The following is a 21314-nucleotide window of genomic DNA, read 5'->3' as shown; positions in this document are numbered from 1 at the left end:
AAAAAAACAGGATGGATACCCTAAAGAAATGTTTATTGATTGTTAATCCTATTGCCGGCGGGAATGATAAGACGGAATTAGTAGCTGCCGCGCGTGAATATGCAGAAAAGGAGGGAGTAGAATTAATCGAATTTGAGACAACAGGGAATGATGACGAAAAGGAAATAATGTCGCTTTATAAAGAACATAAACCCGGGCGTATACTTGTTGCCGGTGGAGACGGCACAGTGAAAATGGTTGCTGAAGCAATGGAGAATAATGATGTTATAATTGGAGTACTGCCCGCAGGTTCTGCTAACGGGCTGTCGGTCGACCTGAATCTTTCCAATGATATAGAGGAAAATCTAAGAATCGCTTTCCATGGTAATGTCATGGAGATGGACATGGTATGCATCAACGGTAAAAAAAGCCTTCACCTTAGCGATATAGGAGTGAATGCCGAACTGATACGGAATTACGAAGGCAGTTCGATACGCGGCAAGCTGGGATACGCCCTGCAGGCCATCAGCACACTGACAGATCTCGATCCGCCCTTCCATGTTAAAATAGAAGCTAACGGGAAAATAATAGAAACTGAAGCCCGCATGGTAGTAATTGCCAACACACAACGTTACGGTACCGGCGTAACCATAAATCCTGTTGGTATAATGGATGACGGTAAGTTTGAGATCGTGATACTAAAGAGCATGGATGTTTTCCTGATAGGCAAGATAATATCCGGCAACATACCTTTAGACAGCGTAGAGGATGTGGAGATCATTTCGACAGAAGAAGCGCTAATCACTACCAGTTTCCCGGTTTGTTTCCAGATTGACGGCGAATACTGCGGGGAGGAGGAAAGGCTCGAAGTAAAGATACTACACAGGCAGATGAAGGTCGCGGTGCCGTAATGATCGAAAATATTCTTGTGGATTTCAAATGTAGCGACGCAGTGCCTGCATCTCGCATACTGATTAAGATTATTGGGAGACGCATTCAATGCGTCTCTATACCATGTTACTTAAAAGGACTCCGCTCTTTCCATTCCACTTTCGGGTCAAAGTAAGGAAACAGCCTTGCCATGAATGCATTGAGTATTGGGTTGGTATGCTTTATCATGCCATAAACAACTTCGGCCTTGGCGCCCACCGAGCTCTTTATCTCCATTGCCGACCGTGCGAAAACAACATGCTTAAATCCTTTCTTGATTGCATAGCCAATCATATCATATAGCATATTCAGGTACAGCATTTTTTCTTTCTGGATACTATCGTCATACCCTAAGAAATACGTATCCATATCGGTGCCGTTTTTTATGAGGGTATTGAACCCAACCAGTTTTCCGTCAAGGAAATAACCATAGAAAAGGAAATCTTCTTTCAGCTGCTGCTTAAAGATCTCGAAATGGTTTTTCGGCAAATGAAATGTATTGAACGAAGCATTGCCCGCAACGGTGAGGTACAGTTCGTGGATCCTGTCCTGCTGTTCGCGAATCTCATTTTCAGTGAGCTTTCTCTTTTCGATGCCTTCTGCTTTTTTGCGGGCGCGGTTGTACTGCGTGCGGTACTTAGTATTCAGGTCGGCCAGGTAGTCGTCAATACTGTTCCAGCTTTCCCTGATATCGAAAATCATGTTGGGCTGGGTGCAGAACTCATAATAACCTTTAAATCCCGCAGCCTTAAAATCGGGCAGTTCTTCGCGGTTAAAATCTTTTATAGCAAGCAGGTTGATGTAAATGCATTTTCTGCGGTAGTCGCGTGCCATCTGCTTTAGCGCTTGCCGGAATAAATGCAATGCTTCGGTTTCCGGGATGGTATCACTAAGCAGGTAAGCATTCTGTCCCGTAAGCGTATTATTGCCGATAACAATAATATGGGAAGAGAATTTTTTGAAAATATAATCCTTGATGCTGAAACTCTTCTTAAAGGTGTCGATGCCTCTCAGGTTGATGTATTGTGCCAGTGCGATGCCGCAAAGTTCCCCGTCTTTGAAAAGCCCTACAAAGTGGCATTCCATGTTCTCCGGTGCCGCTTTTTCGAGCAGCGCAAGATAGGACCGTGTAAGAAAGGTATTTTTTTCGGCAATGGCATCCCAGGCTAACGGAAGCGCTTCGGCACAGTTGAAAATCGAAAAGGAAAATTTTTGGTCCAAAGTTTTTGTTTCATAGCGATCCCCAAAGGTACGGCAACCTCCGGGGATCGTATTGTTTTTACATAAATAGATAGTTATTCCCATGCACAAATTATTCCGCCCATTATAGTAAGGCATACTATAAAATAACCGGCGTTGATTAGTATATATTTCCAGCTTTTATTCTCAAATTGTGCATTGATGCCGACTGCAGGCAGGATGATGAACAGTCCGGCCATAAACCCATGAAGCGCGCCATGTTTGAAGGTACGAAAATTATGGGCGTAGTCGGCTATAAAGGCACTGTAGGAAGGCTTAACTTTCGTAAGGTCGCCGCCCGTAAGCTGTAGCGCACCCACCTGGTGGATCACGATCGTTGGCAGGATAAAGGCAAGCATGAAAGAAAATAGCAGCGTAAGCCCAAATATTTTCAGCATGTTCGCTTTTTTGGCGCTTTCTTCGGTAACTCCGGTTTCGCGCATCCACACGGTACCGAAAACATTTTTGTTATACCAGATAAAACCCACAGGAAGGGTAACCAGGGCAGCCACCAGAATGGCTAAAAAATTCATTTGCATAATTATTTTGTTTTATGGTTTGTTACAACAAATGTAATTTTTTTATTGCAATGCCATAATACGTTAAATGATTAATTTTCAACACCTAAGAACTTTCTGAAATTCCAAAACGGTCTGTTTGCCAGATAAGTGAGGTCGGTCTCATTAGCATACGCCTCCCGCTCAAAACTGATATTCCGGTAGGCTTTTTTCCTGTCCTTAAAGACAAGACGATTGACCAGGTATTCTGTTACATACCAAATGTAAAAAGGTAGTATAAGCATTTCGGCCTGCTGCCGGAGATGGATGCGTTCGTGGTTGATAAGCGCTTTATTTTCCTTCATCTTTTGGTCGTGGACAAAAATGAATGGGAACAGTGCCATAGCGGCGTAACCTTTCGGGACTAAATATTTGGAGGCGATTATCATTTAAAATATTTTCAATTTCACGCAAAGCCGCGAAGCCGCAAAGACTCATGCCGGAGATGGTGTACAATAAGTCGCAAAGATATAGCAATGCAATACTTGCAAGGTGCATGGCTTTGAGACTTCATTAGAAAATCTGCATCGATCCGCAAAAATCCGTGTCATCCGCGTTCCATTTTCCCAAATAATGACAAGGAATAGATGTAAAGTTCCTAAATTTGCGCGTATGACAGGGCAAAATTTAGGAAATAAATTAATAGAAGGTGAAGACTATTACCTTACACCGGAAGGCTACAAGGTTTTTACCGAAGCGTACCACCTTAAACGCGGCTACTGCTGCAAAAGCGGATGCCGCCATTGCCCTTACGGATTTGACAAACGAACAGGAAATATTAAGAAATAGTTTTCAGTCGCAGTGTTCAGTTTACGTATGGCATGTCACTTCGAGCGCAGTCAAGAAGTACGTTGCCCTTCGACTGCGCTCAGGGTGACAAAAAAATAAAGACCAAACGACAAACGAACAAAACATGACATTCCACGAACAGATACAGGAGGGTATCCCCTCGGTTTTACCACAGCCAAAGCCTTACGAGACCGACATTAACCATGCGCCAAAGCGTAAGGAGATACTTTCGGCAGAAGAGAAAAAACTGGCACTGCGCAATGCACTGCGTTACTTCGAGCCGCAGCACCATGCGGAACTCATAAAAGAATTCAGTCACGAACTGGAAACCTACGGGCGCATTTATATGTACCGCCTGCGTCCTGACTACAGGATGTATGCCCGCCCGATAAGCGAATATCCCGGCAAAAGCGAGCAGGCGAAAGCCATCATGCTCATGATCCAGAATAACCTGGACTATGCCGTGGCGCAGCACCCGCACGAACTTATAACCTATGGTGGTAATGGCGCGGTATTCTCTAACTGGGCGCAGTACAGGCTCACCATGAAATACCTCAGCGAAATGACCGATGAACAAACACTCGTCATGTATTCGGGCCACCCGATGGGATTGTTCCCTTCGCATAAGGAAGCGCCAAGGGTAGTGGTGACCAATGGCATGATGATACCCAACTACTCCAAACCGGACGATTGGGAGAAATTCAACGCGCTGGGCGTTACGCAATACGGACAGATGACCGCGGGAAGCTACATGTACATCGGCCCGCAGGGCATTGTACACGGGACGACCATTACGGTACTGAACGGCGGGCGCAAAATATCCAAAAACGGCGAAGGTCTGGAAGGTAAGATATTCGTAACCTCCGGGCTTGGCGGAATGAGCGGTGCACAGCCTAAGGCAGGTAATATTGCAGGCTGCATTACGATATGTGCCGAAGTGAATCCGAAAGCAGTACATACCCGCCACTCACAGGGCTGGGTGGATGAAGTAATGACCGACCTGCCGTCACTCGTAAAACGCGTAAAATTGGCGAAAGCCAATAAAGAAGTAGTATCGATCGCCTACCAGGGCAACATCGTAGAGGTTTGGGAAGAATTTGATAAGCAGGATTTGCATATTGACCTGGGTAGTGACCAGACCTCGCTGCACAACCCGTGGGCAGGCGGCTATTATCCCGTTGGGTTATCTTTTGAAGAAGCCAACACCATGATGGCCGACAACCCGGAACTATTTAAGGAAAAAGTATATGCATCGCTGCGCAGGCAGGCGGATGCTATTAATAAGCATACGGCGAAAGGCACCTATTTCTTTGATTACGGCAATGCGTTCCTTTTGGAAGCCTCGCGTGCCCATGCCGATGTAATGGCGGCCAACAGCATCGACTTCAAATACCCGAGCTATGTGCAGGATATCATGGGCCCAATGTGTTTCGACTATGGCTTTGGGCCGTTCCGTTGGGTATGTGCCTCAGGTAAGCCGGAAGATCTGGCTAAAACCGATACGATTGCCGCAAGTATTTTGGAAGAAATGGCAAAAACCGCACCTAATGAGATCAAACAGCAGATGCAGGACAATATAAAATGGATACGCGGCGCACAGGAGAACAAGCTGGTTGTGGGTTCGCAGGCACGAATCCTGTATGCCGATGCTGAAGGGCGCATTAATATTGCAAGGGCGTTTAATGAGGCTATTGCCAAAGGTGAAATAGGCACGATAATACTGGGACGCGACCACCATGATGTATCCGGTACCGACTCACCATACAGGGAAACGTCAAACATTTACGACGGTTCCCGCTTTACGGCCGATATGGCGATACATAACGTTATTGGCGACAGCTTCCGTGGGGCTACGTGGGTGAGCATTCACAATGGCGGCGGAGTTGGATGGGGAGAGGTTATTAACGGCGGATTTGGTATGGTTCTTGATGGTTCTTCAGATGCATCAAGACGCTTGGAATCAATGCTTTTCTGGGATGTGAACAACGGTATTGCAAGGCGCAGCTGGGCCAGGAACGACGAGGCGATATTTGCCATCAAAAGGGCCATGGAAGCGCAGCCTTTATTGAAAGTCACACTCCCGAATAAAGTGGACGATACCTTACTCTAAACGGTATTCATAAGGGAAGTTGATTTAGCGGATTTGACGTTGCTATGAATAATTAACTCTATTTTTATGAAAACAGTAAAATTGCTATCGTTACTATTTATCACTGCACTTGCGGCTTCGTGCAGTTCTGTAAGGGTGTCATCGGATTATGATGAGACAGCCGACTTTAACCAGTACAAAACCTATGGCTACCTGAAAGACGGTATTGACAAGGCCGAAATATCCGACCTCGACAAGAAAAGGATCATGCGCGCCATCGACGACGAGTTTGCGAAAAAAGGCTTTACCAAAAGTGAGAAGCCGGCGCTGTTGGTGAATATCTTTACTAAAGCTACTAAGGAAGTCAACGTTAACCGTTTTGGCGGTTATTACGGATGGGGTGGCTGGGGCTACGGATACGGTTGGGGCTGGGGTGGCCCGTGGGGCTGGGGTGGTAACTACAACTCAGTGAGCACCTCTACCGAAGGCACACTTTACATCGACCTTATCGACGCTTCTAAAAAAGAACTGGTTTGGCAGGGTGTAGGCAAGGGTGTACTGACCTTTGACCGCGACAAAAAGCAGGAACGCATCAATGAGTTTGTGAAAGAAATCATCGCGCAGTTCCCGCCGAAGCAGAAAAAATAATCGTATTCTTACTTTTTCTTATCAAGCCCGTTTTTTCAACGGGCTTTTTTTATATATTTATCACAACTATTTGTTAACCAATCAATCAGCTATGAAAAAAACGTTACTATTCTTATTGCTTATTATTTCAGGAGTGATGCAGGCGCAGATCGTGAACATTCCGGATGCGAATTTTAAGAACTTTTTAATACAGGCGGTTGATCTTGATGATGGAGAGCCTATTGACACGAATGGGAATGGTGAAATAGAGATGAGTGAAGCTGAGAATGTAAATGCCCTTCAGATTACAGAAGTTTATAATCCTCCAATAATTAATATAGAGGGAATTGGAGCTTTTACAAATGTTGAAGCACTCGATATAACTTTATCCCATTTACCGGCCATAGATATCTCCGCTCTTACAAATCTTGTAAGCCTAATTATTAATGATGCTGCACTTGTGGATCTTAATATCAATGGATTAATAAATTTAGAAACATTTAATTTGGCCAGTTCATCAATTGGATCTCTTGATATTTCACAATTGCAAAGCCTAACAACTATCCGGGTTTTCTCAGGAACTAATAATACCCTTACATCTTTAAATGTTGGTAGTAATCCTAACTTAGACCTTATATCGGTTAGTTCTACTGGAATAGAGTCATTAGATTTGAGCGGCTGTCCTAACATTGCAACATTTAGCTTTAATTTTGGCGGTTCGCATGATGTTTTTTTAAATATAAAAAATGGTGATGCTTCTTATGACTGGCCTATCAGCTCTACATGGGTATACTTCGATAATGATGAAGGACACAAATGTTACATATGTATAGATGAAGGAGAGGAATTTCAAAATGTTTCTGATAATGTGATTTTTAGCACCTACTGCACCTTCACCCCCGGCGGCGATTACAACGTCATCACAGGTTCACTGCTTTTCGATAACGAAGGCGATGGCTGCGATACCAATGACACCGTTATCAGAAACATAAAACTTAACATCAATGACGGTACGGAAAGCGGCTCAACCGTTAGCACCACCGGCCTTTACAACTTTTACACACAAGAAGGAACCTACACCATTACCCCTGATTTTGAAAACGACCTTTTCACCATTACCCCGCCATTCGCGGAAATAAATTTCACCGAAGTCGACAGCCTGGTTACCACTCAAAACTTCTGCCTTACACCAAATGGCAATCATCCCGACCTGGATATCGTAATCGTACCATTCGGCGCACGCCCCGGCTTTGATGCCGACTATAAGATCATCTACAGGAACAAGGGCAACCAGACACTTTCGGGTGATATCGTGTTTGCCTATGGGGAAGATGTGCTGGATTTTGTTTCGGCCAATCCGTCGGAAGATTCCTCATCTTCGGGTAACCTTATTTGGAACTACACCGGCCTGGCGCCATTCCAGCAACGGGAAATATTCGTAACCCTCAACGTAAACGGCCCCATGGAAACCCCGGCAGTGAATATTGATGATAATCTGGAATTCACGGCAACCATCAACCCTGTAATGGGAGATGATACGCCATTAGACAACATTTTTGGCCTGAAGCAAACCGTCATCGGCTCCTTCGACCCGAACGATATTACCTGCCTTGAAGGCGATTCGGTTAACCCGGACAGGATAGGGGAGTACCTGCACTACAACATCAATTTTGAGAATACCGGTACCGCCCCGGCCACATTCATTGTAGTAAAAGATGTGATTGATACCACGCAGTTCGACATGGCTACCTTACAGATGCTCAATGCTTCGCATCCCGTTCAGGCAAAAATCACAGGCAACAAAGTCGAATTCCGTTTTGATGACATTAACCTTGGGCCGGAAGGCAAAGGCAATGTGGTATTCAAAATAAAACCCCTGAATACGCTCCAGGTTAACGACGACGTAACCCAGCAGGCCGACATCTTCTTTGACTACAACTGGCCGATACAAACCAACGAGGCCACGACAGTATTTGAAGTATTGAGCCGGGGCGAATTTGAGAAGGACAATTCAGTAAAAGTGTACCCGAACCCATCCAACGGCATGGTGAACATTACGGCTGCTTCAGAGATCAGGTCGGTAGAATTATACGACATACAGGGCAGGCTGCTGCAGGCGGGAAGCAACGACTCACTAGATATTTCGGGACGTGCCGCCGGAATGTATTTTGTAAAAGTGCTCACCGAAGCCGGGATGAAGGTTGAGAAGGTGTTAAAAAGTAACTCTTTAATTTATAATTATTTAAAGCCGTAAATATTTTGCGGCTTTTTTATTTTTAAACGCAACCTTATGCGAATTTCGTATCTTTATAATAAACCAACTACTATGAAAAAAACATTACTATTATTATCGCTGCTGCTTGCGGGGATAATGCAGGCGCAGATCGTGAATATTCCCGATGCGAATTTTAAGAATCATTTGTTAAGCGTACAGTTCACCCCTGCTTCGGAACCCATCGACACTAATGGAGATGGAGAGTTACAGGTTTCTGAAGCGTTGGCCGTACAGCATCTAAGTATTTTTGAACACCCCGAAATTACAGGCCCCATTTCATCGTTAGAGGGAATCGGGGCATTCACTAACCTGACCTATCTGTCAATCAGCACCTCCGTTTCCAGCATTGATCTTTCAGGGCTTGACCAGGTAACATACCTAAGTATTAATGACGGTCAGATGTCACAATTAAATATGTCAGGAATGGATAGCCTGACAGATCTGTTCCTTGAAATGACAACACTGGCAAGTTTGGATGTCTCTAATTTGCAAAGCCTTGAAAGATTAAGTGTTGATAGTCTATATAATGCTGGATTATTTTCACTGACTATCGGCGAGAATCCAAATTTTAAGGGTATATGGATATTTAGCGATATCATTGAAGAGCTTGATTTAAGCGGATGTCCTAACCTTGAATTTTTGAATGTACAGTTTAATAGCGAAAACCATGATGTTTTTGTAAACCTGAAAAACGGCAATCCGGTACATGCCCTTAATTCATCTGCTATTAGGGATTCTGATTATAATGACAATAACCAATATAAAATGTTTGTATGTGTAGACGAAGGTGAACTGGAATACATTCAATTTATAGAAAGCAATGCCTTAGTGAGTACCTACTGCACCTTCACTCCCGGCGGCGATTACAACGTCATTACCGGTTCATTACTTTTCGACAATGAAGGCGATGGCTGCGACACAAATGATAGCGTTATCAGCAGCATTAAGTTGAATATAAATGATGGTACCGAAAGCGGTTCAGTGATAAGTAATGTAGGTCTTTACAATTTCTATACCCAGGCAGGTACTTTCACTATTACACCTGATTTTGATAACGAAATGTTCACCATCACTCCGCCATTTGCCGAAGTTAGCTTTACAGCAGTAGACAGCCTTGTGAGTACACAGAATTTTTGCTTAACGCCAAATGGTAACCATCCCGACCTTGATATTGTAATTGTGCCTTTCGGCACCCGGCCGGGATTTGATGCCAATTATAAAATTGTTTACAGGAATAAAGGCAACCAAATGCTTTCAGGTTCTGTAGTACTTGCTTACCAGGAAGATGTGTTGGATTTTGTTTCGGCTAACCCGTCGGAAGATTCCTCATCATCCGGTACAATCAACTGGAATTATAACAATCTTGCACCTTTTGAGCAACGGGAAATTTATGTGATATTGAACGTAAATGGCCCGATGGAAATCCCGGCTGTAAATGTTGACGATAATCTGCAATTCACGGCAACCATCAACCCTGTAACGGGAGATGATACGCTATTGGATAATGTATTTGGCCTGAAGGAAACTGTGATAGGTTCATTCGATCCCAACGATATCAATTGTCTCGAAGGGAATTCTGTAAACCCGGATAAAATAGGCGAATACCTTCATTACAACATTAATTTTGAGAATACCGGCACAGCGCCTGCTACTTTCATTGTTGTGAAGGATGTTATCGATACAGCCCAGTTTGACATGGCTACGCTTCAACTGATCAATGCTTCACATCCCGTTCAGGCAAAAGTGACCGGTAATAAAGTGGAGTTCCGCTTTGACGCCATCAACCTCGGCCCGGCAGAAAAAGGCAATGTGGTTTTTAAAATTAAAACACTGAATACACTACAGGCTAATGACGACGTTACACAACAGGCGGATATCTTTTTCGACTACAACTGGCCGATTGCGACCAACGATGCAACGACTATTTTTGAGGTACTAAGCAGGGGCGATTTCGAAAAAGATAACTCGGTGAAAGTATACCCGAATCCTTCCAATGGTATTGTAAATATAAGTGCTGCATCAGTTATAAAGTCAGTTGAGCTTTATGATATTCAAGGCAGGCTGTTACAGGCCGGAAGCAATGCTTCACTGGATATTTCCGGGAGGGCTTTGGGGATGTATTTTGTAAAAGTACTGACCGGGGATGGAATGAAGGTAGAAAAGCTAGTGAAGAAATAGTAAAATATAATATAGCGGGAGTTCATTAATGAATTTGTGCCGGGATAATGAAAGAATATCCGCCAAAGAAGAGCTGGGTTATAATTAAACATTAGCTAATTACTTGCCGGAAGAGAAATCTTCCGGCTTATTTAGTATTGGCACTATTTTTTTGCGAGCTGTTTCAAAAATTCAGGATACCATGTATCTATTTTTTTATTTGGATGCTCTGCACGGATTTTAAAAAGAACCTCAATGAATAATTCCATTTTCGGGAAGCCTCTTTCCGACATCAGGGAAATAGCATCTTTTGTTGCCTTATTTAACGAAGCCTGGTCGTAATTGTCTTTGCAATAAAGCACAAAAACCCCGTATGTCATATATTCATTAAAGACTTTAACAGGTGTAGGATACGCATATGTCCCCTCGGCTTCTTCATTTACCCAAATTTTTCGATTGGCAAAAATCTGATTTATAAGATCCGTATTTGACACTGTAGGCGCATCAACATAATTGTGATCAATTTCAGTAAACATAACCCTTGTATTCGACAACTCATTTTCAAGCGCAGTGAGATTCGGATAGTTATCAACAGGTGGCAGGTTCATGTGGATTAGCGAAAAGTTATTGTTGGTAAATTGCCCAGTATAATTAAATCCGTTGATCAGGGGAGAACATAATATGATATAACTTTCTTTTTTGGTTTCAAAATTATTTTCCAGCCATTTCCATTGCTTTCCAAGGTTGGCACTTTTTTCGTAGTCTGAAATGATTTTTGAGTAAAATTCCCGATGTTCAGAATAGAATTTTCTGAATTTAGATTTCTTTGCAAAATTTTCTATTTCCTTTTTGTAAATGGTTATTGGATTTTTATCAATGTGAATATTTGCAACTCCCATTGCCGGAAATTCAAAAACACTACTTTTTACAAGTTTTTTCCCCTTTAGGTTATATGAAATTGCATTCCCGGTTAAAAAAACATAGTTATAAAGAGAAGCACTCATAAGCGAATCAAAGGTTTTGATTATCGCTTCATTTTCGTAGGGTTTAAAGTAAGATCGCACGTCTTTATAATATTGCCCTTCCTGCTGGATCATATCGCTGTTTTCCTTACCGGTACTGGTAATGGCTATCATGATATGGATCAATTCTTTTAACTCGTTGATCTCGATCTTGTATTTTCCCTGATTCTCTTTTTTGAATTTCTCCGAAAAATTTACTTTTTCCTGAGCAAATGAAATGAATGTAGTTAATATCAATAGGGCTGAAAATATATTTCTCTTCATAATTCTGTAAACGCTACTGTTGATTTTTGTGATTGAATGATTTGTAATCTCGCTCAATTAAGGCGATTTAAAATTTTTTGCCTGCTAAATTACAAATAATACGGTGGTATAAATAATGATTTTCATTATACATGTGGCCAGGCATACCAAAAAGAGTCGCTAATATTCAAATGGACTGACCAAGACATTTAAGATGAAGGAATTAAAAAAATAATATACTATGCCATACTAAAACGGTAACATTTACAGTTTTACTAAAACTGTTTTATTACTTTGTTTCTGTTTCAAAGCCGCGGCCCCTTACCGCGGCTTTTCTATTTTACAATGTTTGATTAATCTACAAAAGGCAGTTTGTTATGGTTAAAATTAAAATATAAATTTTACGTTTTAGGATTGTTAAATGAGAATTTCGTAATTTTACGATTGTAATTAATGTTTTAACTATGAGTGCACAGATTGAGAGCAACCTTTTAATAGACCGGCTTCCGAAGCATTTGAGGCAATTTATAAAGCCACAGGATTACAGCGACTATACGCCGATAAACCAGGCCGTGTGGCGCTATGTAATGCGCAAAAATGTTGATTACCTGAGCAGGGTGGCACACAGCTCTTACCTTGACGGCCTTAAAAAAACAGGTATTGAGATAGACAATATCCCGAGCATGTATGGCATGAACCGAATACTGAAGGAAATAGGCTGGGCAGCTGTAGCGGTGGATGGTTTTATCCCGCCTAATGCCTTTATGGAATTCCAGGCCTATAATGTTTTGGTTATTGCTTCAGACATCCGTCAATTAGAACACATAGAATATACACCGGCACCGGACATTATCCACGAGGGTGCAGGTCATGCGCCGATAATCGCCAACCCGGAATATGCTGAGTATTTAAGGCGCTTCGGCGAAATAGGCTGTAAGGCCATATCGTCGGCACGCGATTATGAAATATATGAGGCAATACGTTTGCTTTCGATACTGAAAGAGGCCGAAGGTACACCAAAAGACGAGATCGAGGCGATAGAAAAACGCGTTGACGAACTACAGAATGATGTAGTTGAACCATCAGAAATGGCGCTGATACGCAACCTGCACTGGTGGACGGTGGAGTATGGCCTCATTGGAACTGTAGAAAACCCGAAAATATATGGCGCCGGGCTGCTTTCTTCTATTGGCGAAAGCGCCTGGTGCATGACCGATAACGTTAAAAAAGTACCCTATACCATTGATGCGGCCTACCAGGGGTTTGATATAACCAAACCACAGCCGCAGCTTTTTGTTACGCCCGATTTTGCCTACCTGAGCCAGGTGCTTGAGGAGTTTGCCAATAAGATGGCGCTCCGCACTGGCGGCCTTTCAGGGATTGAAAAGCTGATAAAATCGAAAGCGCTGGGAACCATTGAGCTAAGCACCGGAATACAAATATCAGGGCTGTTTACCAATGTTTTGGAAAATGACGGGAAACCGGTTTATATACAGACTACCGGCAAAACGGCGTTGTCGTACCGCGAAAAGGAGCTGGTAGGGCATGGCGCATCCTATCATGCAGAAGGTTTCGGTAGCCCTGTAGGAAAGCTTAAAGGCATTAACCTGGCCATTGAGGACATGAGTCCGCGCGACTTACAGGCCTATGCGATCTATGAAGGCGAACGTGTAACACTCGAATTTGAAGGAAACATCACTGTTAGCGGCGAGATCATCACCGGAACAAGGAACCTCCAGGGCAAGATCATTATCATCAGCTTTAAGGATTGTACCGTAACACATAACGATACCGTATTGTTCCGCCCGGAATGGGGTATATACGACATGGCGGTAGGCAAGAAAGTTATTTCGGCTTTCTCCGGGCCTGCCGATGTGAACAGTTTCGACCTAATAACACACGTGCCGTCAAGTAAGACCATAAAGGCTAAAAAATCAATCGAAAGGGAAGAACTTGAAAGCCTTTATAAAAACATCAGGGACATCAGGGAAGGCAAAGCCCCTGCTATCAGCATTACAGCAACCTTTACAAAATTGAAAGAAAGCCACCCGAACGACTGGCTGCTTTCTATAGAGATTGTTGAACTTCTTAGTAAGGATAACAATGAAGCACTATTGCATGAAGTGATGCTGCACCTGGATTCGGTTAAAAAGAAACGTCCCGAAGTCGCCCATCTTATCGAGGGTGGCCTTGAACTCATATTTGAAAAAGAAAAAGCGGTTTAGTTTTTAGCCACGAATTACACAATTCTGCAAACTTTAGAATTAGTAATTCGTGGCTTTTAATTTTCGAAAATCCCATCATTTAAGCGTTTGTTATCCAGTTGCTGCCCGTTGTATTTCAGTGTCCACCCCATAGTATTGGTCAGTATCAGGATTTTGCTTAACTCGCTTATCAGGCGGTTCTGAGCATTGCTTTTCAGGCTGGATTTTTCTATCTTCTTCGCGAGGCTTTCTTTTACCTGCTTGTTTATCTTGTTGTAATCCTCCCCGCCAAATTCATTAAAGCCATTTTGCTCCACATCATAATATTTTAGGTCGGGGCTTATCTTTATCTCTTCCTTCGGGATATTCTTTATGGTGATGGTTTTCGTTGTTTCGTCGATATCGTACTCAATCTTGCTGAGGTCGAAGCCTACTGTGACCTCGGCATTTACGATCACGATGGCTTTCTTCTCGGCATCAAACAGGTTAAGGAAGCCTTTTTTAGTGTCTTTATAGGTAAGCACCTCGCTGAAATGCCCTTCGGTAACAACCAGCTTACCCACATTGCGTATCTGCTCCTGTATTAGCGCGCTTTCCTCGAGGACGGTTGTGTGTCCATCGCCTTTAAATTCGCAATAACGAAACAAAAGGATAATTACCCCAATTGCTATAATAACCAAAAGTGCCTTCTTAGTCATCTTTTTCTTTTAAAGATAAGAAGAACCTGCAAGCGGTTATGTTATAATTGGCTTAAAAAAACAATTTATGAAGCCGGCCAATTGAGAATAAACCATTAAAAATCTAAAATTGAATATGCGGATATTGTTGCTGCAACATTTCTATCTTATCGCTGAGATTGGATAAGAAATCCCGGTGCTGCTGAGAATCAGGGTTAAAGGAACGGTGCTGCAGGCTTTTTTGGATGTTGTCGGCCATTTTCATAGTAGCCTGGGCTTCGATAGTAATAAAAGCTTCTGTAAAACGCTCCCAGATATAGTCTATAGCCGTTTGGTTTGGATGAATCATATCTTCGGCATAAAAGCGGTAGTCGCGCAGTTCGTCCATCATTATCTCGTAAGACGGGAAATAGCTACAGTTGCTGTTTCCGTGTTTCGGGTCCAGCGTTTCATGGATGCCGGCAATAAGGTTGGCCTTGCTCCACTGGTTTTCGGTAAACCCGTCTTTAATATGGCGTACCGGCGACACTGTAAAAATAACCTGCAATGCCGGATTCAGGCTGTGTAATAGTTTGATCATAAAAGAAAGAATGTCTTCAACTTCCATAATATGCACCATCTCTTTGGTAAATTCTTTTTGCGGGACTTTATGGCAATTGGCCACAAAGCCGCCGGTCGCTTTATGCCGGTAAACCCACGCCGTTCCCAACGTGATGATAAGGTGCGTGGCGCTTTTTATTCCGGCATTCGCCAAAGCAATTGCATTGTTTAAATTTTGGAGTAAAACATCCTTATCCGGATCGCTTAGGTTGGAATGCGCATCGAAACAATGCCAGCGTTCGTTGTGAAAAAAAATATCGGCTTCGGTAAACGTTTTTTCATGTACAGCAAAGGCGATGAACTTTTCAAGGGCGAGCGGATGGAACAGTATCCCAAAAGGATTGGTTGTATTCCTGAATTTAAAGTAATCCAGCTTTTGCCCCATATTTACAGCAAAGCAGGAGCCCAAAGACACCACACGCGAATTGTAATCAATAGGATGATTGCTCTTTTGTATGGGTATTTGCGTTGTGAACTGCATTTAGTACAAAAACCAGATTTGTGTCGTTTCGCCTCCCTCAACCTCTGTGGCTGTTATAGGGTAATTACCTGAATTGTAGGTATAGGTAGCCGAGTACGAACCTGTTCCGCCACCTTGGTTTGCGGCTGTAATATTATTGATCCCTCCATACTGCCATGCAATATTAACAGGATTGATTCCTGTTATGTTCATCTCGGGATTATTACCGGCATCAAACGTATAGGTTGCATTACCGGATGCCGATGCATAGGCCGTAATGTTGCCATTGGCCATTGTAAGCATGCCTTCACCGGTAAGTTGTGTTTGCGATTCGTGGTCGCCAGTATACGTTGCCAATGAAATAGTACCATCCGTATTATACGTATATGTAGTCCTGTTGGCCCATGGCACCTGTACAGGCACTTCGCCTTCCCCGCCCGGTATGGTGTTAAAACCATATTCGAGCATTTCGGACACCTTTCCTTCATCATCATAAGTGAATTCGGTTGTTTTTGCGTCTTCATTATTCCCGGAATGCTCCACTTTGGTAATCTGGTCACCGGTATAAGTAAATTCATTGCGCTCTCCGTTGCTTTTGGAAACAAATACCAATTTCGCACCATCATACTGGTACAGAGAGATGAGCATGGAACCGTCCTGGAATTGTTCGATAGTTTTTTTCAAAAGCACTACATTGACAGCGTCGGTTTCTGAATTTGAGTCAGAAGAACAGGATGTTATAAGGAGCAGGATGGCAACAGCCACTGCATAAATTTTTTTCATAAAGTAGATAATTTTTTAATCGTTACAATAATAGCAAAAAAGAGTGATTGGAGCACTGTTAAAAAAGATACGCTGCCAAAACAGGCAGCGTATCGGGTTATAACTATGAATATTACTCGTAGAAGTACTGGATATTGGTGTGTGATTCAGCACCAAAGTAACTTGTTGTTTTGTCAGAGGTTACAGGATAATTATCAGAATTATATGTGTAAGTAATTGATTCAGTTACATCACCGTTACCGAGATCAAATGTCAAAACATTATTTATCCCGCTCTCGGTCATTTGATCTGAATTCAGAAAAGCAAGTGCCATAGCATCGAAGTCAACTGTATTTTTGTATGGGCTATTTTTAGTATCATATGTACATATTGTTGTCTGTCCAGCATTTGTTGACATTAAACTTATTATATTCCCGTTAACTAAATTTATTGTGGCGTCGGCGTACCATGGCTCAGTCTGCGAAACCTCATCACCTTGAAAAGATTTAAAGGATATCGTTCCATCCGGATTATATGTATAAACCGACTTTTCAACCCAAATTTCATCACCTTCCTCTAAAGGGTAATGATATTCAACATAAGTAGCCAATTTACCATTGCTGTTATAAGTAAAAATATCTTTATCTGTAAGAAGGTTACCTGCATCATAATATTTCATATCTGCCAAATGACCATTAGTGTAAGAATATTCAAGGTAACCTCCGTCAGAATAATCTTCTCTCATGAGCTTATTGCCATCATAAGTAAAAGTTGTTGTAAGGGTTCCTTCTTGTGATGTCTCAATCGTCTTTTTCAATAATACAGTGTCGCTGTTGTTGTTATTGTTGTTGGAAGAAGAACTGTCATCAGAACACGATGTCATCATAAATAAGGCAATAGCTGCCATTGCAAAAACTTTTTTCATTGGTAAATTTGGTTGATTAGTGATTAATTCTGCAATGATAACACAAAATAAAAATAAAAATTGCTGCCATTGTTAAATAAATAACCCGCTATGTCAAAAAGATAAAGCGGGTTATCAAAATCGGATTTTTAATAAAAATACTGGATGTTATAAACGCTGCTGTTGGTAGTGGTGTGCACCGCTGTTGCAGGATAATCTTTATTGTTGTAAGTGTAGGTGGTTAGTGTATTTCCTGTAGTGCCATTTTGTGATACCAGTGTTGATGTAACGTTATTTACACCCCCCTCAAATTGTGTAAGCGCCAGGATCCCGTAAGCGTAGGCTTCCTTAAGCGGTGAATTCTTAACGTCGTAAGAATAATTGATGGTTTTGTTTCCTGCTGAGCCTTCAAATTTTATGATATTCCCGTTGCTCACAAGCGTCAGTGTCCCCGTTTGGTAAGCATTCGTCTGATTGCTGTCGTCTCCGGTGAATTGTGCAAAATTTACTTTGTTGCCATTATACGAATAATCAGTGCGGACGGCGTTGTTGTTTACAGGATTTGCAAGGTCATAGTTATAGTCTATATGTGCCCCAAATGTACCGTTGCTGTCATAAAGGAATGTCTCTTTCCTGATAAGGCCGCCATCTTTATAATGCCTGATCTCAGTGAGGAAATTTCCCTGATAAGCATAATTTTCAATAGTACCGTTGTTATGGTTAATGGTCGTGATCTTGTTGCCCTCGTAGATGTACGTCGAAATTAGTTCTGTTCCGTCAGGGGCGGTTTCAATGGTTTTTTTAAGCAGGGTAGCGCTGGTGCCCCCGTTTCCGCCGGTGCCCGATGGCCCGTCATCATTAGAGCAGGAAGCGAATAGCCCCATTGCCATCACTAGTAATACGATCTTTTTCATGTAGCTGAATTTTTAATTTTAATCCAAAGGTAAGGAAAGTTTCAAAGTTACAAAGTGGCAGAGTTTCAAAGTAACAAAGTAACAAAGTAACAAAATAACAAAGTAACAAAATAACAAAGTGGGGAAGGAATAAAAAAGTTGCAGAGTGGCAAAGTTTCAAAGTTCAAAATAAAAGTGGCAGAGTCTCAAAGTAAGGGTCTCCCCATAAACTTTGCAACTCTGCCACTCTGTAACTTTGCTGCTTTTTACTTCACAAACTCCAAAGCCGCAACCAGTGCCTCACTAATACCCGCCGCATTCTTACCGCCTGCGGTTGCAAAGAAAGGCTGCCCGCCGCCGCCGCCCTGGATGTATTTGCCCAGTTCGCGAACCACCTGTCCGGCATTGAGGCCTTTTTCGGCAACAAGCTCTTTGGAGATATAGCACGTCAGCATCGGTTTGCCTTCGTCATTGGTCGCGAGTACGATGAACAGGTTGGTGCCAAGGTTGCCCAGCTCATACGCAAGGTCTTTGGCCCCTGTAGCATCAAGGTCTACCTGTTTGGCAAGGAACTGTACGCCGTTTATTTCCTGCAGTTCTTTCGCAAGGTCGCCCTTCAGGCTTTTTGCCTTATCGCGAAGCAGGCCTTCAAGCTGTTTTTTTAGTTTTGTATTCTCATCCTGCAACGATACCACTGCTTTCAGGGTATCCTGCGGATTTTTCAGAGTATTGTTTATCTCTTCAAGTGCTTTTTCCTGCGAAGCGAAATGTGCTTTAACGGCTTCATTCGTAATGGCCTCGATACGGCGTATGCCTGCTGCCACTGCACCTTCGCTTATTATTTTAAAATACCAAATATCGGCAGTGTTCCTCACGTGGATGCCACCACAAAGCTCCATACTGTCCCCGAATTTGATCGCGCGCACATTGTCGCCGTATTTCTCTCCGAACAACGCCATCGCGCCTTCTTCCACTGCCTGTTTAAACGGAATACTCCTGCGCTCAATAAGCGGCAGGTGCTCCTGTATACGGGCGTTCACGAAATCCTCGACCTGCTGCAATTCGGCATCGGTCACTTTAGCAAAATGCGAGAAGTCGAAGCGCAGGTAGTTCGGGCTAACCAATGAGCCTTTCTGTTCCACATGCGTGCCAAGGATGGTCCTCAGTGCCTGGTGGAGCAGGTGGGTAGCCGAGTGGTTGCTCGCCGAATCGTCGCGCAATTTCTCATTTACCTTTGCAGTAAAAGTGCCTTCAATATTTTCGGGCAATTCCTGCGTGGTGTGTATAATAAGGTTGTTTTCTTTTTTGGTGTCAAGTACCTCTATGCGATCATTGGCAGATGTTAATACACCACGGTCGCCAACCTGACCGCCACCTTCCGGATAGAATGGGGTCGCGCTCAGTACGATTTGGTATTGCACACCGTCTTTTGCAGAGTCTACTTTTCGGTAACGGGTTATCTTCACTTCGTTTTCAGTCTGGTCATAGCCAACAAAACTCTCCGTATTGCCTTCTGTTAAAATAACCCAGTCGCCCTTAGCTACTTCATTGGCTTCACGGGAACGGTCTTTTTGTTTTTTCAGTTCGATATCAAAAGCCGCCTTATCATAGGTATAGCCTTTTTCCTTAAGGATAAGTGCAGTAAGGTCTTCAGGGAATCCGAACGTGTCATATAGCTTGAATACTTTAGCACCTTCGATTTCTTTGCCCTGCGTTTCGGTAACAACATCTTCCAAAAGGTCCATTCCGAGCACCAATTTCTGAAGGAAAGAATTTTCTTCCTCCCTTATCACATTCGTCACAAGTCCTTGCTGGTTTTTTATCTCCGGGAAGAATTCGCCCATCTGGTTGGCTAATACAGCCACCAACTCATTGATGAACGGCTCTTTCTTATCAAGGAAGGTAAAGCCGTAACGTATAGCTCTCCTTAATATCCTGCGTATCACATACCCTGCACCGCCGTTACTTGGCAGCTGTCCGTCGGCAATGGCAAACGCCACGGCACGCACGTGATCGGCAATTACGCGGATAGCAATATTGATCTTTTCTTCGGCATCATTTGCAGCCTTCGAATTATATTTCTTGCCCGTAAGGGTTTCGATTTTTTCTATTAGCGGGGTGAATACGTCGGTATCATAATTCGATGTAACGTTCTGCAAAACCATACACAGGCGCTCGAAGCCCATACCGGTATCTACGTGCTGCGCAGGAAGTTTTTCCAGTGAGCCGTCAGCCTTGCGGTTGAACTCCATAAATACATTGTTCCATATTTCCACTACCTGCGGGTGGTCGTTGTTTACAAGGTCTTTACCCGAAACTTCCGCCTTCTCGGCAGCAGAACGGATATCTACGTGGATCTCCGAGCACGGCCCGCACGGACCCTGGTCGCCCATTTCCCAGAAGTTGTCTTTTTTGTTTCCGAGAAGGATACGGTCTTCAGAGATTAGTTCTTTCCAGATATCATACGCTTCCTGGTCGAAAGGTACGTTCTCCTCCGGGCTGCCTTCAAAAACAGACACGTAAAGAATGTCTTTAGGTATGCCGTATACTTCTGTAAGCAGTTCCCATGCCCAGTTGATGGCCTCTTTCTTGAAGTAATCGCCAAAGCTCCAGTTGCCCAGCATTTCGAACATCGTGTGGTGGTAGGTATCGAAACCCACATCCTCAAGGTCGTTGTGCTTGCCGCTCACGCGAAGGCATTTCTGGGTATCGGCTATACGCTTGCTCTTCGGTGTACCGTTGCCCAGAAAGTATTCCTTAAACTGCGCCATGCCGGAATTGTTGAACATCAGCGTTGGGTCGTCTTTGGTTACTATAGGGGCAGAAGGCACGATTAGGTGGCCTTTGCTTTCAAAAAATTGTAAGAATTGTTTCCTGATATCCTGGGATTTCATACCTGAAATTTTG

17 protein-coding genes are annotated in these 21314 nt (G+C 43.1%); 7 read left to right on the top strand and 10 right to left on the bottom strand.

Features of this window, described 5'->3' with window-relative positions; genetic code table 11:
* The first annotated feature begins 11 nt into the window (after positions 1-11).
* Complete coding sequence (locus tag AAEO56_RS04285) at positions 12-890, top strand: diacylglycerol/lipid kinase family protein (RefSeq protein ID WP_341695790.1); 879 nt, start codon at positions 12-14, stop codon at positions 888-890.
* 106 nt (positions 891-996) lie between these two features.
* Here the strand turns inward: AAEO56_RS04285 and AAEO56_RS04280 are convergent, their stop codons facing one another.
* From AAEO56_RS04280 to AAEO56_RS04270, 3 genes are all read right to left on the bottom strand, one after another.
* The gene (locus AAEO56_RS04280; RefSeq protein ID WP_341695789.1) at positions 997-2130 is read right to left on the bottom strand and encodes a GNAT family N-acetyltransferase; all 1134 of its coding nucleotides are present in this window, start codon (positions 2128-2130) and stop codon (positions 997-999) included.
* Between the two features lie 74 nt (positions 2131-2204).
* The gene (locus tag AAEO56_RS04275; protein ID WP_341695788.1) at positions 2205-2681 is read right to left on the bottom strand and encodes a DUF1761 domain-containing protein; all 477 of its coding nucleotides are present in this window, start codon (positions 2679-2681) and stop codon (positions 2205-2207) included.
* Positions 2682-2758: 77 nt separating this feature from the next.
* Positions 2759-3094, bottom strand: a complete 336-nt coding sequence (locus AAEO56_RS04270; RefSeq protein WP_341695787.1) for a hypothetical protein — start codon at positions 3092-3094, stop codon at positions 2759-2761.
* Positions 3095-3317: 223 nt separating this feature from the next.
* On the opposite strand from AAEO56_RS04270, the gene AAEO56_RS04265 reads away from it, so the two are divergent.
* From AAEO56_RS04265 to AAEO56_RS04245, 5 genes are all read left to right on the top strand, one after another.
* Positions 3318-3494 (top strand): DUF5522 domain-containing protein, encoded by a 177-nt coding sequence (locus tag AAEO56_RS04265; protein WP_341695786.1) that lies wholly within the window; start codon positions 3318-3320, stop codon positions 3492-3494.
* 124 nt (positions 3495-3618) lie between these two features.
* On the top strand, positions 3619-5604 hold the full coding sequence (locus tag AAEO56_RS04260; RefSeq protein WP_341695785.1) for a urocanate hydratase: 1986 nt from the start codon (positions 3619-3621) through the stop codon (positions 5602-5604).
* Between the two features lie 66 nt (positions 5605-5670).
* Positions 5671-6231, top strand: coding sequence for a DUF4136 domain-containing protein (locus tag AAEO56_RS04255; protein WP_341695784.1), 561 nt, complete (start codon positions 5671-5673; stop codon positions 6229-6231).
* Positions 6232-6322: 91 nt separating this feature from the next.
* Positions 6323-8464: a T9SS type A sorting domain-containing protein gene (locus tag AAEO56_RS04250; RefSeq protein ID WP_341695783.1), complete on the top strand. Its 2142-nt coding sequence runs from the start codon at positions 6323-6325 to the stop codon at positions 8462-8464.
* Positions 8465-8536: 72 nt separating this feature from the next.
* Positions 8537-10663 (top strand): T9SS type A sorting domain-containing protein, encoded by a 2127-nt coding sequence (locus AAEO56_RS04245; protein ID WP_341695782.1) that lies wholly within the window; start codon positions 8537-8539, stop codon positions 10661-10663.
* Between the two features lie 143 nt (positions 10664-10806).
* Here AAEO56_RS04245 and AAEO56_RS04240 read toward each other — a convergent pair whose 3' ends face one another.
* Positions 10807-11985, bottom strand: a complete 1179-nt coding sequence (locus AAEO56_RS04240; RefSeq protein ID WP_341695781.1) for a DUF4932 domain-containing protein — start codon at positions 11983-11985, stop codon at positions 10807-10809.
* Between the two features lie 386 nt (positions 11986-12371).
* On the opposite strand from AAEO56_RS04240, the gene AAEO56_RS04235 reads away from it, so the two are divergent.
* Positions 12372-14132 (top strand): aromatic amino acid hydroxylase, encoded by a 1761-nt coding sequence (locus tag AAEO56_RS04235; RefSeq protein WP_341695780.1) that lies wholly within the window; start codon positions 12372-12374, stop codon positions 14130-14132.
* A 56-nt stretch (positions 14133-14188) separates the two neighbouring features.
* On the opposite strand, the gene AAEO56_RS04230 is transcribed toward AAEO56_RS04235, so the two are convergent.
* The 6 genes from AAEO56_RS04230 to alaS all read right to left on the bottom strand — a co-directional run bounded on the left by AAEO56_RS04230 (position 14189) and on the right by alaS (position 21301).
* On the bottom strand, positions 14189-14809 hold the full coding sequence (locus AAEO56_RS04230) for a DUF4230 domain-containing protein (protein ID WP_341695779.1): 621 nt from the start codon (positions 14807-14809) through the stop codon (positions 14189-14191).
* A 103-nt stretch (positions 14810-14912) separates the two neighbouring features.
* A complete protein-coding gene (locus tag AAEO56_RS04225; protein ID WP_341695778.1) occupies positions 14913-15869 on the bottom strand; it encodes a GSCFA domain-containing protein in 957 nt (318 codons plus the stop codon).
* Entirely contained in the window at positions 15870-16631 is a 762-nt protein-coding gene (locus tag AAEO56_RS04220; protein WP_341695777.1) for a hypothetical protein, read from the bottom strand.
* Between the two features lie 112 nt (positions 16632-16743).
* Positions 16744-17535 (bottom strand): hypothetical protein, encoded by a 792-nt coding sequence (locus AAEO56_RS04215; RefSeq protein ID WP_341695776.1) that lies wholly within the window; start codon positions 17533-17535, stop codon positions 16744-16746.
* A 128-nt stretch (positions 17536-17663) separates the two neighbouring features.
* Positions 17664-18428: a hypothetical protein gene (locus tag AAEO56_RS04210; RefSeq protein WP_341695775.1), complete on the bottom strand. Its 765-nt coding sequence runs from the start codon at positions 18426-18428 to the stop codon at positions 17664-17666.
* Positions 18429-18673: 245 nt separating this feature from the next.
* On the bottom strand, positions 18674-21301 hold the full coding sequence (alaS, locus tag AAEO56_RS04205) for an alanine--tRNA ligase (protein ID WP_341695774.1): 2628 nt from the start codon (positions 21299-21301) through the stop codon (positions 18674-18676).
* Between the last annotated feature and the right edge of the window lie 13 nt (positions 21302-21314).

The organism is Flavobacterium arundinis, assembly GCF_038289855.1.
Classification (GTDB): Bacteria; Bacteroidota; Bacteroidia; order Flavobacteriales; family Flavobacteriaceae; genus Flavobacterium; species Flavobacterium arundinis.
This window is presented reverse-complemented; position numbering and strand designations above follow the sequence as displayed.

What these genes read in the sequence shown, in the direction of transcription:
- AAEO56_RS04285 (WP_341695790.1), top strand. Translation starts at nt 12, where the DNA reads ATGGATACCCTAAAGAAATGTTTATTGATTGTTAATCCTATTGCCGGC.
- AAEO56_RS04275 (WP_341695788.1), bottom strand. Translation starts at nt 2,681, where the DNA reads ATGAATTTTTTAGCCATTCTGGTGGCTGCCCTGGTTACCCTTCCTGTG.
- AAEO56_RS04270 (WP_341695787.1), bottom strand. Translation starts at nt 3,094, where the DNA reads ATGATAATCGCCTCCAAATATTTAGTCCCGAAAGGTTACGCCGCTATG.
- AAEO56_RS04265 (WP_341695786.1), top strand. Translation starts at nt 3,318, where the DNA reads ATGACAGGGCAAAATTTAGGAAATAAATTAATAGAAGGTGAAGACTAT.
- AAEO56_RS04260 (WP_341695785.1), top strand. Translation starts at nt 3,619, where the DNA reads ATGACATTCCACGAACAGATACAGGAGGGTATCCCCTCGGTTTTACCA.
- AAEO56_RS04255 (WP_341695784.1), top strand. Translation starts at nt 5,671, where the DNA reads ATGAAAACAGTAAAATTGCTATCGTTACTATTTATCACTGCACTTGCG.
- AAEO56_RS04250 (WP_341695783.1), top strand. Translation starts at nt 6,323, where the DNA reads ATGAAAAAAACGTTACTATTCTTATTGCTTATTATTTCAGGAGTGATG.
- AAEO56_RS04245 (WP_341695782.1), top strand. Translation starts at nt 8,537, where the DNA reads ATGAAAAAAACATTACTATTATTATCGCTGCTGCTTGCGGGGATAATG.
- AAEO56_RS04235 (WP_341695780.1), top strand. Translation starts at nt 12,372, where the DNA reads ATGAGTGCACAGATTGAGAGCAACCTTTTAATAGACCGGCTTCCGAAG.
- AAEO56_RS04230 (WP_341695779.1), bottom strand. Translation starts at nt 14,809, where the DNA reads ATGACTAAGAAGGCACTTTTGGTTATTATAGCAATTGGGGTAATTATC.
- AAEO56_RS04225 (WP_341695778.1), bottom strand. Translation starts at nt 15,869, where the DNA reads ATGCAGTTCACAACGCAAATACCCATACAAAAGAGCAATCATCCTATT.
- AAEO56_RS04220 (WP_341695777.1), bottom strand. Translation starts at nt 16,631, where the DNA reads ATGAAAAAAATTTATGCAGTGGCTGTTGCCATCCTGCTCCTTATAACA.
- AAEO56_RS04215 (WP_341695776.1), bottom strand. Translation starts at nt 17,535, where the DNA reads ATGAAAAAAGTTTTTGCAATGGCAGCTATTGCCTTATTTATGATGACA.
- AAEO56_RS04210 (WP_341695775.1), bottom strand. Translation starts at nt 18,428, where the DNA reads ATGAAAAAGATCGTATTACTAGTGATGGCAATGGGGCTATTCGCTTCC.
- alaS (WP_341695774.1), bottom strand. Translation starts at nt 21,301, where the DNA reads ATGAAATCCCAGGATATCAGGAAACAATTCTTACAATTTTTTGAAAGC.